The sequence below is a fragment of the Falsiroseomonas sp. genome, from assembly GCF_051859025.1.
GTDB lineage: Bacteria > Pseudomonadota > Alphaproteobacteria > Acetobacterales > Acetobacteraceae > Falsiroseomonas.
On the sequence record NZ_JBHYGL010000037.1, the window covers coordinates 149779 to 166450 of the forward strand.

The window sequence follows — 16672 nt, forward strand, 5'->3', positions numbered from 1 at the left end:
GGATCGCATCCCCATGCCGGCCCGCACGCTGCTGCTGCTGCAGACGCATTACTTCGATGCCCGGTCGGAACGCGCCTTCCGGCGCCTCGTCCGCGAAGCGCCCGCGCATTTCGATTGCCGCGTGCTGATCCACCTGCCGCCCGGCGCCCCCGTGCCGCCGCGCCTGGCGCGCCACCCGCACCACATCGTCCGCACGGATGAACTCCGCGCCATGCCCTACCCCCGCAAGAACGCGGCGGCGGACTGGACCGGCAGGGCGTGGGAGCTGTGGGGTGGTGGCCATTGCGACCTGATCCCGCTGCACGCCATGCGCGCCCTGCCGGATTTCGACCGCTGCTGGGTGATGGAATACGACGTCGCCTTCACCGGCCGCTGGTCGCGCCTGTTCGACGCCTTCGAGGGCAGCGAGGCGGATCTCCTCACCACCTGCGTCCGCGCCCGGGACCAGGACCCGCATTGGGTGTGCTGGCCGTCGCTCGCGGGGATCGGGACGCCGGAAGCCCTGGCGGAGGCCTCGACCGCGGCCTTCCTGCCGCTGTTCCGCGTCAGCGCCCGGATGTTCCGCGCGATGGATGCCGCCTATGCCGCCGGCTTCGGCGGCCACCTGGAAGCCACCTGGTCCACCCTCGCCCGGCTGCGCGGCTTCGTGATCGAGGATATTGGCGGAGAAGGCCCCTTCGTCGCGCCCGGCAATACGCGGCGCTTCTACACATCGGCCGCCACCAGCGCCACGCAATTCTACCTGGCGCCCGGCACCTTCTTCGCGAAGCCCGCGATGTACCGCGCCGGCACGCGGCGGGACACGCTGTGGCACCCCGTGAAGCCCTGGCACTGGAAGGACGAGATCGGCGCGGGTTTTCGCGAATGGCGCGTCATCGCCGGCGCGAAGCGGCACGCGCTGCGCGACTGGCTCGCCCGGCGCCGGCGGGAAACGGCGCCGGGTTGAGCATCAGGCGGCGCTGGCCGCCCTCTCGTTCGCGGGCTGCGCCACGGTCCCGGATTGCCGGCGCAGATCGCCATCGATCCGCGCGCGGCTGCGCAGCGCGTCCAGCACGCGCAGGCGAATGAAACGCCCTTCGCGGTAATGCCGGTCCGCGAAGCCGATGGCGGACAGCCCGTCCCGCAGCCCCTGGATCGCCTCCGCCACGCCGATGCGCGGCTGGTGGTCCGGCGCCAGGCGGCGGAACAGGCCGAAATCGACGCGGTAGCTGCGCCGGTCCGGCGGCGCATCGGCATTGATGGACAGGCGCGTGCCGGGGATCGCCGCGACGCAGGCCTCGGCCAATTCCCTCACCTGCAGGTTCCACCCATCCGATCCCGCATTCACGCTCAGCACGGGCCCGCCCGCGGCGGGGTCGCGGGTGATCGCCCATTCGATGGCGCGCGCCATGTCGCGCACCTCGATCAGCGGGCGCCAGGGCGTGCCATCCGACAGCACGCTGATCTCCCCATTCGCCAGCGCGCCCGCGACGAAATCGTTCAGCACCAGGTCGAGCCGCGTGCGCGGCGATGCGCCGCAGGCCGTCGCGAAGCGCAGGCAGGTCACGGTCATGTCGCGCGGCGCCATGGCGTGCAGCGCTTCCTCCGTCGCGACCTTGCTGCGGGCATAGGCGGTCAGCGGGTTCAGCGCGTCATCCTCCCGCCGCTTCCCGCCCTCCGCGAAGCCGTAGATGGAGCAGGAGGAGGCGAAGACGAAATGCCGCACCCCCGCCTCCCGCGCCAGCGCCGCCAGGCGGAGCGAGGCGCCCGCGTTGATCTCCGCCGTGGGCGCCTCGTAGCGCAGCCCCATCGGGTCGTTGGAGATGGCGGCGAGGTGAACGACCGCATCCACATCCCGCAGCAGCGACGCAGGCAGGTCTCGCACATCGCCGAAATGCTGCGCGTCCAGCACGGATTCCGGCAGCCCTTCCGCCGTGGTCAGGCAATCCGCGAAGAAGGCGGCGTCATGGCCGACCAGCGTCGCGCCGGGCATCGTCGCGCGCAGATGCGCCGCGACCACGGGCCCGACATAGCCCATGTTGCCGGTGATGAGGATGCGCATGGGAGTCTTCCTCAGACGATGTCGATGTTGGGAAGAGGCACGACGAAGCGCCCGCCCCAGGCGCGCGGGCCCGGCTGGCGGCAGGAAAGCGCCGCCCGGGGCGTGGCGGCGAGGTCGAGCACATAGTCCGGCGCCTCCTCCTCCAGCGCCTCGGGCGGGCGGATCGGGATGCTGGTGCCGGCGAGGGTCATGCCCTGCCAGGCCGGATCATCATGGACGGTGAAGGCCAGGAGTTCAGGCCCCACGCCGCACCAGGTCAGCAGCGTCGTGCCGCCGCCCGGCAGGCCCCCGGGCACGCCGACTCCCGCCACGCGCCGCCCTCCGCGCTGCGCGCCCAGCAGGAAATCCAGCAGCGCGCATTTCGCCTCCACCAACTGGCCGGCGAAGGCGCGATAGGCATCGGGGCATGAAAGGCCGGCCGCCGCTTCCTCCCGCCGCAGCGCCTCGATCGCCGGCGTCAGCGTCTTGCCGCGATCCTCCACATGGCGCGCCAGCAGCCGCAGCCCGCCGCCATCGCGCCCGGTGCGGATGGCGTCGAAGATCACCAGGCCGTGCTGCGCCAGCACCATCTCCGCCGTGGACAGCGTGAACCAGGACAGCAGGCCGTGCCGGACCAGGTCGATCCGCCGTCCCTCCATCATCCCCTGCAGCGAAGGCACATCCAGCATCACGAGGCCGCCGGGTGCGAGGAATTCGCGCAGCCCCGCGGCCAGGCTGTGCAGGGATGGCGATTCCGCCATCGCATCCGGCACCAGCAGCAGCACGGGTTCCAGCCCCTCCGCCCGCAGGCGGCGCGCCTGGTCGATGGTGAAGCCAACCGCGTGTTGCTGCAGCACGGGCATGCCGCGGCGCGCGAAGGCCGGCAGCATGGCGCCCGGCCCGATCTCCGCCACGGGCGTCCAGCCATCCAGCCGCAGCGCGGCCACCATGGTGGCCGCGAAGCCTTCCGCCTGCCACGGGGCGGATGGCGGCCGCGCCACGGCCGGCGCGGGGTCCGGCAGCTGGACCAGGCGGCAATCCGAACAGACCATCAGCCGCAGCGGATGGAAGGACAGCCCGGCCCCCGGCGGCACCGGGGCCGCATCCAGCGGCGCCAGGCCGAAATCGGCGACCTCCTCCTCCAGCACCAGGCCGCAGCAGCGGCAGGAGGGCGCGGATGATGGCGGGGCACGCATGCCGTTCCGTCGTGCCTCGTGCAGTCGCGCCATGGCAGGCGCCCTCAGGCCGTCACGGCGGCCCGGGGATTGTCGATCCGTGGCAGGCCGGCGCGCGGCTGGTCCATCCAGGGCGCCTGGCCCGCGCTCCACATCGCTTCCAGCGCGCGCTTGTCACGCAGCGTGTCCATGGAATGCCAGAAGCCGTCATGCTCCCAGGCCATCAGCTCGCCATCCTCCGCCAGGCGTTCCATCGGCTCCTTCTCGAAGACCGTCTCGTCGCCGGGGATGTAGTCCAGCACCTGGGGGGACAGGATGAAGAAGCCGCCATTGATGCGCACGCCGTCGCCCGGCGGCTTCTCCCGGAATTTCTCCACGCGGCCTGAAGCATCCGTCTCCAGCGCGCCGAAGCGGCTCGGCGGGCGCACCGCCGTCACGGTCGCCGCGCGGCCATGGCTTTCGTGGTAGTCGATCAGCCCGCCTATATCGATCTGCGCGACGCCGTCGCCATAGGTCATGCAGAAGGGCTCGTCGCCGATGTAATCCGCCAGGCGCTTCAGCCGCCCGCCGGTCATGGTCTCCGCCCCCGTATCCACCAGCGTCACCTTCCACGCCTCCGCCCTTCCGACATGGGTGGAAACGTCGTTGCGGCCGTAGTCGAAGGTCACGTCCGACATGTGCAGGCGGTAGTTCGCGAAGAACTCCTTGATCATGTATCCCTTGTAGCCCAGCGCGATCACGAACTCGTTGATCCCGTGCGCCGAATAGATCTTCATGATGTGCCACAGGATCGGCCGCCCGCCGATCTCGACCATCGGCTTCGGCCGCGTCTCCGTCTCCTCCATCAGCCTCGTCCCGTAGCCGCCGGCGAGGATGACTGCCTTGCGCACCGTCATGACGCGAATTCCCTGATGGCCCCGCACCTGCCGCGGTGCCGGAACGACTGGGTGGGGAGCGCTGATGGAAGCCGAAGGTTCCACCACTCACGCGGTTGCTAGCAGCCGCCTCGCATCCGCGTGCGTCGCGGCATCTTGAGGCGCCATCGGACCGCGGAGCGCGCAAGCTGATGGTCGAAGACCTCGGCGGCCAAGGCGCGCCGCACGACAAGGCCCCGCCATGCCGCCGACCACCGCGCTGCTGTTCCAGACCCATTTCTTCGATCGCTGGGCAGCGCGGGCCTTCAGCCAGCTGCGCGCGGGCTGCCCGCCCCATATCCGCCCGGTCGTCCTCATCCACCTGGCGCCCGGCGCGCCGGTGCCGCGGCGGCTGGCGGAAGTGCCTCACCACATCGTGCGCTCGCCGGAGATGCGCCACACCGCCTATCCCGCGAAATCCGGCGGCGATGCCTGGACCCTCTGGGCCGGCGGGCATACCGACCTCATCGCCCTGCATTACTGGCGCGCCCAGCCGCAGCACGCGCGCTACTGGGTGGTGGAATACGACGTCCGCTATTCCGGCCGATGGAGCCGCTTCCTCCGTGCCTTCGAGGATGATCCGGCGGACCTGCTGGTGCCCGGGCTGATCCCGCGCATCTCCGATCCCGACTGGTACAACTGGCCCTCCCTCCAGGCGCCGATGCCGGTGCCGGAATCGCGGCAGTGGCGCGCCTTCCTGCCGATCTACCGGGCCTCCGCCGCCATGATGCGGGTCATGGACGCGGCCTATCGCGAAGGCTGGGGCGGGCATTGCGAGGCCACCTGGCCCACGCTCGGCATGGAAGCGGGGCTCACGGTGCTGGACCTCGGCGGCGATGGGCCGATGACGCCGGGGCGCTACCGCGGGCGCCACTACACCAACACGCCGCTGCAGGTGAACCTCGCCCCCGGCACGCTGGTGTTCAAGCCGCCGCTGTACCGGATGGGCACGCGGTCCGACATGCTGTGGCACCCCGTGAAGCCCTTCTTCTGGCGGGCCGAGGTGAAGGAGGGGCTGCGCGACATCCGCCGCCGCGCCGGCATCGTCCTGCGCGGCACGCTCGGTTCGTGGCGCAGCGCGTGGGCTTCCTGGCGCGGCCGCCGCAGCCCCCTGCCGGGCGCGGCGCCGGAGCCGGGGCGGACCGCGCCCACGGCCTGAACGTCCCCTGTCCGGGCTGGCGGACGGTCAGGCCGGGGACGCAACCACATCGCAGCCGGGACGTTGCGCGATGTCCCTGAGCTGGACCGGAGACCTTCCTTCCCGTGAGCACCGCCTGCCTGCACCCGAACGGTTCCGTCACCATCGACGCACCGCCGGCGCCCCTGCACGGGGTCACGGTGCTGGGTGCGGCGCCTCGCCTGGCAGACCGGCTCTGTGGCTGGGGGGCGCGTGTCGTTCCGGGGCAGGATGAGGCAGCGCTGCTTCAGGCGCTGGCCGATCCCGCCCTGCGCTCCCTGGCCTGGCTGCCGCCTGGCGCCCTGCCGGTGCGGCCGCCCGCTTCCATCGCCGCCAGGCTGCTGGCCGGCGACCATCCCGGCATCGATGCGGGCGATGCCTGGTGCCTGACCGCCGCGACCGCCAGGCGCCTGGCGGCGGAAGGCTCCATCGAGGCAGCGGCCCTCGGCATGCGGGCCCGCGCCATCCTGCCGCGTCCGGCATCCGCGCTGGCGCATCGGCGGCCGGATGGGGCGGCGCTGGGGCTGGCGGATCTGCCGGCCGCCTTCGGCAGCGGCCTGCCCTTCGCCGCCCCCTTCGAAGACGATCCCGCCATCGCCGCCCGCGCCCTGGCCGGGACCAATGCCAGCGCCCACGCCCCGCTGCCGAGCCTGCCGGACGGGCTTTCCCCCATCGGGCCGCCACCCGCGCCAAGGCCCGGGGAGATCCTGGCCGTGCTGGTCGTGCGGAACGAGGCCCTGCGCCTGCCCGCCGCCCTGGCCGCCGCGCGCGCGCTGGGGGTGGATCGCTTCATCGTCATCGACAACCGGTCCACCGACGGCACGCGGGACGTGGCGCTGCGCGCCGGCGCGCATCTGATCGACGCGCCTGGCGGCTACCCGGCCTCCGGCTACGGCATCACCTGGACCAATGCGGTGCTGGATGCCTGGGGCCGCGGCCATTGGGTGCTGGTGCTGGATGCGGATGAGCAGCTGGTCTTCCCCGGCAGCGACCGCGTCGGCCTGCGCGCGCTGACGCGGCACCTGGATGCGGAGGGCGCGGAAGCCTTCCGCACCATCCTGCTGGACTGCTTCCCGCGCAGCGCCCTGGCGGATTGCCGCTACCGCGCGGGGGATGACCTGCGCGACGCCGCGCCGCTGTTCGAGCCGCCCCGCCTGCGGCGTGAGCGGATCGACGGCTTCCCCGGCGCGCTGGATTATGGCGGGGTCCGGGAAAGGCTGTTCTTCCCGGAGGCGAACCCCAGCCGGGGCCTGCGCTGGCTGCGGCAGAGGCTGTTCAATCTCGGCCACCGCATCCCGGCGCTCAGGACCAATGCCCGCTTCCTCGCGCTCGCGCCGCCGCGGTCGCCCACGCTGACGAAGCTGCCCCTGGTACGCTGGCGCGAAGGCGCGGCGCTGCTGGCCTCCACCCACCGGATCGCGCCCATGCGCATGGCGGCGGAACAGCCGACCGGCGTGCTGCTGCACTTCAAGTTCCTGCAGGATTTCCACGAGCGTGCCGTCGATGCCGTCACGCGCGGCATCCACTACGACGGATCCCGCGAATACCGCCGCTATCTCCGCAAGCTGGAAGCAGACCCCGCCTTCTCCCTCGCCGGACCGGAAGCCAGGGCGCTGGAGGGGCCGGACGCGCTGGTGGCGCTCGGCCTGATGCAGGACACCGCCGCCTGGCAGCGGGATCGCCTGGCGGGCTAAGGCCTGTGGACACTTGGCTGCGCGGCGGTTTGGCGCAACAATCCGGGGATGAGCCTGTCCCTCGTCATCCATCGCCCCGAAGCCGCCGATGCGGCGGATGCCAGCCCGGAAGCCGGGGGCGTGGAGGGCATGCGCAAGGCCGTGCGGGATGCCGTGTGGGAAGTGGCAGATGCGCATTGGGCGGTGGCGGATGACAGCATCCTCGTCTCCACCGACCTGTCGCCATCCTACCTCATCAGTCATTTCAAGCGGGCCCTGGCGCGGCGGGGCTTCGACCGCAGCGGCCTGCTGCTGGTGACGGCGGTCGGCCCGAAGGCGGCATGGTCCGGCCTCTCGGCGGAATCGGAAGCCTGGCTGCGCGACATGCTGCCCTGACGCAGCGATCGCTGGTCCAGCCTGTCGCAGGCCCGCCCAATCCTTCAGAAATTTCATCTAAGGCTCGCATTTTCGCGCGATGCAGCCCGCGGTGACTCGCGTTAGGGTTGTCGCAATCGTTAAAGTAACTGCTATACCATGGCGTGAGACTGCCCTGGCGTCGTGGACGCCCGATGGTCACGATGATGGTCGCTGTTCCGGGGAATCCTTATGCGCTTGGCACGCTGCCGCCTTGGTCTTGCTGCCGCGTTTTTGATGGCGCTGCTTGGCGCCGTGCCCGTTCACGCCCAGTCCCAGGGGCAGACGCAGACACCGGCACAGACGCAGACACCGGCACAACCCCAGGCACAGGGCCAGCAGGAACCGCAGGCGCGGCTGAAGATCGTCGGCGGCCTGGCCGATGTCAGCCAGTATGTCCGGTATGAGGAACCCTTCTGGCGCCGCCGGATCACGGAACTGACCCAGGGCCGCGTGGTGGCGGAAATCGCCCCCTTCGACCGCAGCGGCATCCGCGGGCAGGAGATGCTGCAACTCATGCGCCTCGGCGTCGTGCCCTTCGGCACCGCGCTGCTCGCCATCGTCTCGACCGAGGAACCCGAATTCAACGCGGTCGACCTGCCTGCCCTGTCGCCGGACATGCGCACGCTGCGCCAGACCGTCGGCGCCTACCGCCCCCATATCGAACAGGTGCTGCGGGAGCGCTACCAGATCGAGCTGCTGGGCATCTACACCTACCCCGCCCAGGTGGTGTTCTGCACCCGCCCCTTCGCCGGCCTGTCGGACCTGGCGGGGCGGCGCATCCGCACCTCCTCCGTCGGCCAGTCGGAGATGGTGCAGGCCCTCGGCGCCACCCCCGTCGTGACCCCCTTCGCGGAGATGGTGCAGGCAATCCGCGGCGGCGTTGTGGAATGCGCCATCACCGGCACGCTGTCCGGCAACGCCGTCGGCCTGCATGAGGTGACGAGCCATGTGCACGCCATGGCCATCACCTGGGGCATCTCCATCTTCGGCGCCAATTCCACCGCCTGGTCCGCCCTGGCCCCCGACATCCAGGAGATCATCCGCCGCGGGGTCGCGGACCTGGAGCCCGAGATCTGGAACGCCGCGGACCGCGAGACCGGCGACGGCCTGGCCTGCAATGCCGGCCAGCCCGCCTGCACCACGGGCCGCCGCGGCAGCATGACGGTCGTGCCCGTCACCGCCGCCGATGACGATCGCCGCCGCCGGCTGCTGACGGAAGTGGTGCTGCCGCGCTGGGTGAACCGCTGCGGCATGGATTGCGTGGACGCCTGGAACGAGCACCTGGCACCGACGCTCGGCATCCGGGCGCGGCCCGAATAGATGCAGACGGCACGCCGCCTCCGCCTCGCCGTCCTCGGCGCCGTCTTCGCCATCCTGCTGGCGCAGGTGGTGGCGACGGCGCTGCTGATGGAACGATCGCGCGATGCGGCGCTGACGGCCGCCAGCGATACCGCCAACCGCGTCGCCCGCGCGGTGGAGGCCTCCATCAACCGCAACTTCGTGCAGGTGGACGCCATGCTGGCGGGCCTGCCCTCCATCCTCGCGCCCTATGCGCGGGACGGGCGGTTCGATGCCTCCGGCGCCGGCCGCGTAATGCGGGAGCTGAACAACCAGAACTTCACCTTCCGCGACGTGCTGCTGGTGGGGGCGGACGGCATGCCGATCGCGACCGCGCTCGCCGTCTCCCGCCGCCGGCCCTTGCCCCTGCCGCTCGGCCCCGCCTTCACCGATGCCGCGCCCCATGCCGGCAGCGTGATGATCGGCGGGCCCGTGCAGAACCCCGCCACGGGCGAATGGGCGCTGTTCTTCGCCCGCCCCATCCGGATGCCGGTCATCGGCAATGTCACCGCGGTGGCGGAAGTGCCCGTGCCGCTGGTCGGCTCCCTCCTCGCCGTCGGCGGCGAAGCCCCCGGCATGCGCGTCACGCTGGAACGGGACGACGGCACGCTGCTCGCCGCCCTGCCGCATGACGAGACGCGGATCGGCCGCCGCCTGGCCGTGCCCGCCGGCGCGCTGATGGGCGCGACGCAGGCCCGCAGCCGCTTCAACGACGAACCGGTCCTCGTCTCCGTCCGCCCGACGCTCTACCCCTCCCTCTCCGTCGTCACGACGGTGGAGCGCAGCGCGGCGCTGGCGGGGTGGGAGTTCGACCGCGAACGCGCGCTGCTGGTCTCCGGCGCCTTCGCAGCCCTGGTGCTGGCCCTCGCCGCCGCCCTGCTCGTCGGCCTGCGGCAGCGGGAGAAGGTGGAGGCGGAACGCGCGCGCTGGCGTTCGACGCTGGAGAATGCGCTGGAGAGCATGTCGGACGGCTTTGTGATGTTCGGGCCCGACGACCGGCTGATTGCCTGCAACCAGCGCTACAAGGAATTCTACGCAATCAGCGCGCCCTTCATCAAGGCGGGCGCCGCCTTCCGCGACATCATGCGCGAAGGTGCCAAGCGCGGGCAGTACCCCCAGGCGGTCGGCGACCTGGAGGCCTTCATCGACGAGATGGATGCCTGGCGCCACGCCAACAACCCGCCGATCGAACGCCTGCTGCCCGATGGCCGCTGGGTGCTGATCACCGAACGCAGCACGCCGGATGGCGGCACCGTCGGCATCCGCACCGACATCACGCCGCTGAAGCGCGCCATGGACGAACTGGCCGCCGCCCGCGACGGCGCCCGCGCGGCCGGGGAGGCGAAGTCCCAGTTCCTGGCGCGCATGTCGCATGAACTGCGCACGCCCCTGAACGGCGTTCTCGGCTTCGCCCAGGTCCTGCTGCGCGACCCGAACCTGACCGATGAGCAGCGGGAGCAGGTGGAGACCCTGCACGATGCCGGCCGCCACCTGCTCGAACTCGTCAACAGCCTGCTCGACCTGTCCAAGATCGAGGCCGGCAAGCTCGACCTGCATCTGCGCGACGTCGCCGTGCGCCCGATGCTGGATGCCTGCGCCAGCCTGCTGACGCCGGAGGTCGACCGCAAGGGCCTGACCCTGACGCTGGACATCGCCCCCGCCACGCCGCCGGCGGTGGAGGCCGATGCCACCCGGCTGCGGCAGATGCTGCTCAACCTGCTGTCCAACGCCGTGAAGTTCACGCCGCCCGGCGGCCGCGTGGATTTCCGCGCCCTGCCGCTACCCGGCGGCCGCCCCGGCCTGCGGATCGAGGTGAAGGACACCGGCCCCGGCGTGCCGCCGGAAAAGCGGCACCTGCTGTTCGAGGATTTCTCCCAGCTCTTCCCCGTGGCGGGGCAGGATGGCGCGGGCACGGGGCTCGGCCTCGCCATCTCCGCGCGCCTGGCCGCCGCGATGGGCGGGCGGATCGGCTGCGACAGCGCCGCCGGCCAGGGCGCGATGTTCTGGGTGGAACTGCCGCTGCGGGAAGTGCCGCTGCCCGCCACGGTCGCCGCCGCGCCGGCGGAGATGCTGCCCGCCGCCCCCGGCCGCAGCCTGCGGGTGCTGGTGGCGGACGATGTCGCCGCCAACCGCATGGTGGCCCGCGCCATGCTGGTGGCCGCCGGCCATCGCGTGGACAGCGCGGCGGATGGGGCGGAAGCACTCGCCGCGGTGGAGCGTGACAGCTACGACGTGGTGCTGATGGACGTGCAGATGCCGGTGATGGACGGGCTCGAAGCCACCCGCCGCATCCGCGCGCTCGATGGCGGGCGGCAGCGCGTGCCGGTGCTGGCCGTCACCGCCTCCGCCCTGCCGGAACAGGTGGCGGCCTGCCGCGCCGCCGGCATGGACGGCCATCTGGCCAAGCCGATCGACCGCGAGATCCTGCTCGCCGCCGTGCAGCGCCTGGCCGCCGGGCATTCGCTGGATGATGGCGGGCCCGCGACGTCCAGGGAGATGCAGCAGCCGCTGCTGGATGGCGCCGCGCTGCGCAACCTGGCCGCCGACCTCGGCCCCACCGCCGATGTCGTCATCAGCGAATTCGTGGGCGAGGTGCGGCTGGGGTATGAGACGCTGTCCGCCCCCGCCATCGCGCAGGACCTGCCCCGGCTGCGCCACGCCGCGCATCGCCTGCTGGGCGCCGCCCGCACGCTGGGCGCGCGGCGCCTCGCCGCCGTGACGGAATTCATGCAGGCCGAACTCCATGCCGGCCGCGACCCCAGTGCCAGCCTGCGCCAGGTGCTGGAAGTGGCGGCGGCGACCCTGCCGCTGGTGGAGGCGCCGCTGAACCGCCAGGCCATGAACGACACCATCCCGCCGGCCCGCCTCGCCCAGGGCGTCGGGGACTGAGCGTCAGGGCAAGGGCGCGATCCGCGCCGCCAGCAGGTCGAAGAAGCCCGGCGCGTCCAGCGTCTCCATCAGCGCTAAATTGGCGGGCCGGCCCAGCCGGTTCCAGCGGTCGATCACCGTGCGGCCGCGGGATGGCCCGGCCGTGCAATCCACCTCCGCCGCCGCGTCCTTGACGCCGAACAGATGCGGCGCCAGCACCCAGGCGATGGCGCAGGGGTCGTGCAGCGGGAAGCCTTCATGGTGCATCCGGCGCGATGCCGGCAGCGCCCGCAGGATCGCCAGCGCCGCGTGCCAGCAGGCGCCCCCTTCCCGCGCCGCCAGGGCCTCGATCACCCCCGGCGTCACCTTCGCCTGGAAGGTCAGGTCCAGCGTCGCGATCGCGACCTTCAGGCCGAGGTTGAGCAGGATGGCCAGCGCCTCCGGGTCATTCCAGGCGTTGAACTCGGCGGCGGGGGTGATGTTGCCCTCCGACCAGGCGCCGGACATCAGCACCAGATCCTGCACGCGGTCCACCAGCGCGGGTTCCGCCGCGAAGGCCAGCGCCAGGTTGGTGACGGGGCCAAGGCCGATGACGGTGACGGAAGCCGGGGCCGCTTCCCGCAGCAGGCCGCGGATGGCATCCGCGGCGATCCCGGGCGCCAGCGGCGGCCCTTCCGGCAGCACCACGCCGCCCAGGCCATCATTGCCATGCACCGCCGTCTCCGCCCGGAAGGGCGCCATCAGGGACCGCTCGGCCCCAGCCACGATGGGAATGTCCCGCCCCGTCAGCCCGACCACGGCGCGGGCATTGGCCGTGGTGCGGTCCAGCCCGACATTCCCCCCCGCCACGGTGATGAGCTTCACATCCAGTTCCGGCGACCCCAGCGCCAGCCACAGCGCGATGGCGTCATCCGTCCCCGGGTCGCAATCGATGATGGTGGTGCGCGGCATGGCTCGTCCCGGGTTGCGGCTGTGCGGCGCAGCATGCCACGGTGCGGCGCCCACACCCAATGGAAGCCTGATGGAGTTCTGGCAGCGGTTCGAGGCGCCCCCGGCGGAGTCCAGGACGGCGCCCGGGCCTCATACCGCGTCCTACCCCGCGACGATGCCCGATGGCAGCGTGCTGCCCCTGCCGCTGCGCGATTTCGGCGATTTCGGCGTCGCGGGCCTCATCGCCAACCAGGCCAGCTTCCCCGTCGTGCGGGCGCTGTCGGGCTGGATGGCCGATGCCGCCCGGCCCTGGGGGGCCGAAATCGTGGTGGGCCTGCCGAGCCTCGGCCAGGTATTCGCGCCAATGGTGGCGGAGGCGCTGGGCCACCCGAACTGGGTCGCCCCCGGCTGGTCCCGCAAGCGGTGGTATGAGGACCGGCTCTCGGTGCCCGTCCATTCCATCACCTCCCCCGCCGAGCGCCGCCTGTGGCTGGACCCGCGGATCATCCACCGGCTGGAGGGAAAGCGCGTGCTGCTGGTGGATGACGTGGTGAGCACCGGCGCCTCGGCCCTGGCGGGCCTGGCCCTGCTGAAGGCCGCCGGCGTCACGCCCGTGGGAATGTTGGTCGCCATGGCCCAGGGCAACCGCTGGCAGGCTTCCTGGCCCGGGGCGATCCCCGTCCGCGCCGCCTTCGCCACCCCGATCCTGCGCCCCATGCACGGGGGTTGGGTGCCCGAACCCGGCACCGCGCCCCACGCAATCTGCCTGCCCCTGGATCACGCCGCATGATGAAGTCGCTTCGCGCCGCCCTGCTGGCCGCGCCGCTCCTCGCCGCCCCCGCCATGGCGCAGGATTCGATCCGCATCGGGGTGGAGGCCGGGCCCACCAGCCTCGACCCGCATTTCGCCAGCCTCATCACCAACATCGCCTTCAGCCGGCACATCTTCCAGCCGCTGATGGAACAGGATGCGCGCCAGGCCCTGCGGCCGGCCATCGCGCTGTCCATGCGCGCGGTGGATGAGCTGACCTGGGAAGTGAAGCTCGACCCCGTCGCGCGCTTCCATGATGGCGCGCCGGTGACGGTGGAGGATGTGGCCTTCACCATCGCCCGCGCCGGCGACGTGCCCAATTCGCCATCCAGCTTCCGCTACGCCACCCGCCCCATCGCGGCGGTGGAGGCGGTGGACGCGACGACGCTGCGCCTGCGCACCAGCCAGCCGACGCCGCTGCTGCCCAACTTCCTCGCGCTTGTCATGATCGTCTCGAAGCGGCACGGCGAAGGCGCGACCACGCAGGACTACAATGCCGGCCGCGTCATGGTCGGCACCGGGCCCTTCCGCCACGTCTCCTGGCAGCCCGGCAGCCCCGTGGTGATGGAACGCAACCCCAATTTCCACGGCACCGCGCCCGCCTTCGCCCGCGTCGAATTCCGTCCCATCGCCAATGCCGGCGCCCGCACCGCCGCGCTGCAATCGGGCGATGTGGACATGATCGAGATCGTGCCGCCCGACCATCTGGCGCGCTTCCGCGCCGATGCCGCGCGCTTCAGCGTGGCCGAAAGCCCCTCCAACCGCCTGCTGTTCCTGACGCTGGACAGCGACCGGGAGGACAGCCCCCATATCCGCGGCAAGGATGGCGCGCGCATCCCGAACCCGCTGCGCGATGCCCGTGTGCGCCGGGCGCTGTCATTGGCAATCAACCGGGAGGCGATCACCAGCCGCATCCTGCAAGGCCAGGGCACGCCGGCCGGCGATCTCGGCCCCCCCGGCTATTTCGGCACATCCCCGGACATGACGCCGCCGCCCTTCGACCTGGCGGAGGCACGCCGCCTGCTGGCGGAGGCTGGCTGGGCGCAGGGCTTCACCGTGCAGGTCAACGGACCCAATGACCGCTTCGTCAATGACGAACAGGTGGTGCAGGCCATCGCGCAGATGTGGACGCGGTTGGGCCTGACGACCACGGTGGAAACGCGCACCCGCGCCGTCTGGTTGAGCGAGGCTGCGCAACTCCGCTACAGCGTGAACTTCGCGGGCTTCTCCCCCAACCCCGAATTGCTGGGCATGCTGGAGACGCAGATCCACAGCTGGAACACGACACTCGGCCTCGGCACCGCCAATCGCGGCCGGTTCAGCAATGCGGAGGTCGATGCGCTGATCCAGCAGGCCCGCACGACGATCGATGACGACCAGCGCCGCGCCCTGACGCAGCGCGCCACGCGCCTGGCGCTGGTCGACCACACCGCGCTCATTCCCCTCTATTTCGCGCAGAATACCTGGGCGATGCGCCGCGGCTTCACCTACGAACCCCGCACCGATGAGATGACGCTGGCCTTCAGCGCCGGAAGGGCTGCCCGATGACCCACGACCCCGTCGACCCCGCCATCCGCGCCCGCGCCGTCCAGGCCGCGCGCGGTTCCGCCCGCTTCGACCTGCTGCTGATGGGCGGCACCATCGTCGATGTCGCCACCGGCGAACTCCGCGCGGCCGATATCGGCATCGTCGGTCCCATCATCGCCTCCGTCCACGCGCCCGGGTCGCGGGAGGATGCGGAGCGGATCGAGGATGTCTCGGGCAGGTTCCTCGCCCCCGGCTTCATCGACAGCCACCTGCATTACGAAAGCAGCCTGATGGCGCCGGCGGATTATGCCGCGAGCGTCGTCCCCGCCGGCACCACGACCTGCGTGTGGGACCCGCATGAGTTGGCGAATGTGCTGGGCCTGCCCGGCGTGCGCTGGGCCATCGATGCGTCGCGCGACCTGCCGCTGCGGAGCCTGGTCGCCGCGCCCTCCTGCGTCCCCTCAGCCCCTGGCCTTGAAGTGGCCGGCGCGGATATCGGCCCGGCGGAGATGGCGGAGATGCTGTCCTGGCCAGAGATCGCCGGCGTGGCGGAGGTGATGGACATGCCCGGCGTGCTGCGCGGCACGCCGCACATGGCGGGCATCGTCGGCGCGGGGCTCGCTTCCGGCAAGAACGTCAACGGCCATGCCCGCGGCATGGTGGATGGCGACCTCCAGGCCTATGCCAGCGCCGGCGTCACCAGCTGCCATGAGATCGTGGGCCCGGAGGATTTCCTCCAGAAGCTCCGCACCGGCATGACGGTCGAACTCCGCGGCAGCCACGACTATGTCCTGCCCGGCGTGCTGACGGCACTCGCCGCCCTGCCCATGCTGCCGCCGAACCTGGTGTTCTGCACCGATGACATCTTCCCGGATGAGCTGCTCGAAAAGGGCGGCCTGCGCGACACGATTGCCCGGATCATCGCCCGCGGCATGAACCCCATCGCGGCCATCCGCTGCGCGACCTTCCACGCCGCGATGCGCCTCAAGCGCGACGATCTCGGCCTGATCGGCGCGGGGCGGCAGGCGGATATCGTTGTTCTTTCGGACCTGCCTTCCGTGACGGTGGAGCGCGTCTTCACCGCCGGGAAGCTGGTCGCGCGCGACGGCAAGCTGCTGGAAGCACCGCGCCGCACCAAGGGCCCGACGGACACGGTGAAGCTCTCCATCCAGCCCATCGAATCCTTCATGCCGCGCGTCAACGGCGTCGGCGACGGCACGGCGCGCTTGAGGAAAATCGTCGGGGCGCGGCACGGCAAATGGGGCAGCGTGGAGGTCCCCGTCCGCAACGGCTTCGCGGTCCTGCCGCCCGACCACGCCTGCATCACCATCATCCACCGCCACGGCCGCGTCCCCGCCACGCCGCAGACCGCCATCATCGAGGGCTGGGGCAATCCGCGCGGCGCCATCGCCACGACCATCAGCCATGACAGCCACAACCTGCTCGTGCTGGGCCGCGATCCCGCGGACATGCAGGCGGCCGCCAACGCGCTGATCGAATGCGGTGGCGGCATGGCCGTGGCGCGGAACGGCAAGGTCACGGCCCTGGTCCCCCTGCCCATCGCCGGCCTGCTGGCCGAAACGCCGCCCGACGTCACCGCCGCCAATTTCGCGGCCCTGCGGCAGGAGGCCGACCAGGTGATCGACTGGCAGGGCCCCTTCCGCGTCTTCCGCGCGATGACGGGCCTGTCCCTCGCCTGCAACCCGGCGCCGCACCCGACCGACCTCGGCCTGACCGATGGCGCGACGGGGGAGATCTTCGACCCCGCGGAGCCCCTGCCAGCCTGACCCCGCGCTTGGTTGTTGCGTCCCCTTCCGGTTCGG

13 protein-coding genes are annotated in these 16672 nt (G+C 71.7%); 9 read left to right on the top strand and 4 right to left on the bottom strand.

The features are described 5' to 3' along the window. The first annotated feature begins 13 nt into the window (after positions 1-13). Positions 14-946, top strand: coding sequence for a hypothetical protein (locus tag ACTIE5_RS23795; RefSeq protein ID WP_439552214.1), 933 nt, complete (start codon positions 14-16; stop codon positions 944-946). A 3-nt stretch (positions 947-949) separates the two neighbouring features. Here ACTIE5_RS23795 and ACTIE5_RS23800 read toward each other — a convergent pair whose 3' ends face one another. The 3 genes from ACTIE5_RS23800 to rfbF are packed head-to-tail and all read right to left on the bottom strand — an operon-like array spanning position 950 to position 4091. Then, the gene (locus ACTIE5_RS23800; RefSeq protein WP_439552215.1) at positions 950-2041 is read right to left on the bottom strand and encodes an NAD-dependent epimerase/dehydratase family protein; all 1092 of its coding nucleotides are present in this window, start codon (positions 2039-2041) and stop codon (positions 950-952) included. Between the two features lie 11 nt (positions 2042-2052). Then, positions 2053-3249: a methyltransferase C-terminal domain-containing protein gene (locus ACTIE5_RS23805; RefSeq protein ID WP_439552216.1), complete on the bottom strand. Its 1197-nt coding sequence runs from the start codon at positions 3247-3249 to the stop codon at positions 2053-2055. Positions 3250-3260: 11 nt separating this feature from the next. Next, a complete protein-coding gene (gene rfbF / locus ACTIE5_RS23810; RefSeq protein ID WP_439552217.1) occupies positions 3261-4091 on the bottom strand; it encodes a glucose-1-phosphate cytidylyltransferase in 831 nt (276 codons plus the stop codon). Between the two features lie 220 nt (positions 4092-4311). Between rfbF and ACTIE5_RS23815 the strand changes: the two genes are divergently transcribed. From ACTIE5_RS23815 to ACTIE5_RS23835, 5 genes are all read left to right on the top strand, one after another. Beyond that, positions 4312-5268, top strand: a complete 957-nt coding sequence (locus tag ACTIE5_RS23815) for a hypothetical protein (RefSeq protein WP_439552218.1) — start codon at positions 4312-4314, stop codon at positions 5266-5268. Between the two features lie 104 nt (positions 5269-5372). Next, complete coding sequence (locus tag ACTIE5_RS23820) at positions 5373-6980, top strand: glycosyltransferase family 2 protein (RefSeq protein WP_439552219.1); 1608 nt, start codon at positions 5373-5375, stop codon at positions 6978-6980. Between the two features lie 48 nt (positions 6981-7028). Further along, complete coding sequence (locus ACTIE5_RS23825) at positions 7029-7355, top strand: hypothetical protein (RefSeq protein WP_439552220.1); 327 nt, start codon at positions 7029-7031, stop codon at positions 7353-7355. Positions 7356-7610: 255 nt separating this feature from the next. Continuing rightward, positions 7611-8696 (top strand): TRAP transporter substrate-binding protein, encoded by a 1086-nt coding sequence (locus ACTIE5_RS23830; protein WP_439552221.1) that lies wholly within the window; start codon positions 7611-7613, stop codon positions 8694-8696. Continuing rightward, a complete protein-coding gene (locus tag ACTIE5_RS23835) occupies positions 8697-11603 on the top strand; it encodes an ATP-binding protein (RefSeq protein ID WP_439552222.1) in 2907 nt (968 codons plus the stop codon). It begins immediately after the preceding gene. 3 nt (positions 11604-11606) lie between these two features. Here ACTIE5_RS23835 and ACTIE5_RS23840 read toward each other — a convergent pair whose 3' ends face one another. Beyond that, a complete protein-coding gene (locus ACTIE5_RS23840; protein ID WP_439552223.1) occupies positions 11607-12533 on the bottom strand; it encodes a nucleoside hydrolase in 927 nt (308 codons plus the stop codon). 70 nt (positions 12534-12603) lie between these two features. On the opposite strand from ACTIE5_RS23840, the gene ACTIE5_RS23845 reads away from it, so the two are divergent. The 3 genes from ACTIE5_RS23845 to ACTIE5_RS23855 are packed head-to-tail and all read left to right on the top strand — an operon-like array spanning position 12604 to position 16636. After that, positions 12604-13302, top strand: coding sequence for a phosphoribosyltransferase (locus tag ACTIE5_RS23845; protein ID WP_439552224.1), 699 nt, complete (start codon positions 12604-12606; stop codon positions 13300-13302). Beyond that, positions 13299-14870 (top strand): ABC transporter substrate-binding protein, encoded by a 1572-nt coding sequence (locus ACTIE5_RS23850; protein WP_439552225.1) that lies wholly within the window; start codon positions 13299-13301, stop codon positions 14868-14870. Before ACTIE5_RS23845 ends, ACTIE5_RS23850 begins: the two co-directional genes overlap by 4 nt. After that, positions 14867-16636 (top strand): adenine deaminase, encoded by a 1770-nt coding sequence (locus tag ACTIE5_RS23855; protein WP_439552226.1) that lies wholly within the window; start codon positions 14867-14869, stop codon positions 16634-16636. Before ACTIE5_RS23850 ends, ACTIE5_RS23855 begins: the two co-directional genes overlap by 4 nt. Positions 16637-16672 lie beyond the last annotated feature (36 nt).

Coding starts and splice junctions, on each gene's coding strand:
- ACTIE5_RS23795 (WP_439552214.1), top strand. CDS start 14: ATGCCGGCCCGCACGCTGCTGCTGCTGCAGACGCATTACTTCGATGCC.
- ACTIE5_RS23800 (WP_439552215.1), bottom strand. CDS start 2,041: ATGCGCATCCTCATCACCGGCAACATGGGCTATGTCGGGCCCGTGGTC.
- ACTIE5_RS23805 (WP_439552216.1), bottom strand. CDS start 3,249: ATGGCGCGACTGCACGAGGCACGACGGAACGGCATGCGTGCCCCGCCA.
- rfbF (WP_439552217.1), bottom strand. CDS start 4,091: ATGACGGTGCGCAAGGCAGTCATCCTCGCCGGCGGCTACGGGACGAGG.
- ACTIE5_RS23815 (WP_439552218.1), top strand. CDS start 4,312: ATGCCGCCGACCACCGCGCTGCTGTTCCAGACCCATTTCTTCGATCGC.
- ACTIE5_RS23825 (WP_439552220.1), top strand. CDS start 7,029: ATGAGCCTGTCCCTCGTCATCCATCGCCCCGAAGCCGCCGATGCGGCG.
- ACTIE5_RS23830 (WP_439552221.1), top strand. CDS start 7,611: ATGGCGCTGCTTGGCGCCGTGCCCGTTCACGCCCAGTCCCAGGGGCAG.
- ACTIE5_RS23835 (WP_439552222.1), top strand. CDS start 8,697: ATGCAGACGGCACGCCGCCTCCGCCTCGCCGTCCTCGGCGCCGTCTTC.
- ACTIE5_RS23840 (WP_439552223.1), bottom strand. CDS start 12,533: ATGCCGCGCACCACCATCATCGATTGCGACCCGGGGACGGATGACGCC.
- ACTIE5_RS23845 (WP_439552224.1), top strand. CDS start 12,604: ATGGAGTTCTGGCAGCGGTTCGAGGCGCCCCCGGCGGAGTCCAGGACG.
- ACTIE5_RS23850 (WP_439552225.1), top strand. CDS start 13,299: ATGATGAAGTCGCTTCGCGCCGCCCTGCTGGCCGCGCCGCTCCTCGCC.
- ACTIE5_RS23855 (WP_439552226.1), top strand. CDS start 14,867: ATGACCCACGACCCCGTCGACCCCGCCATCCGCGCCCGCGCCGTCCAG.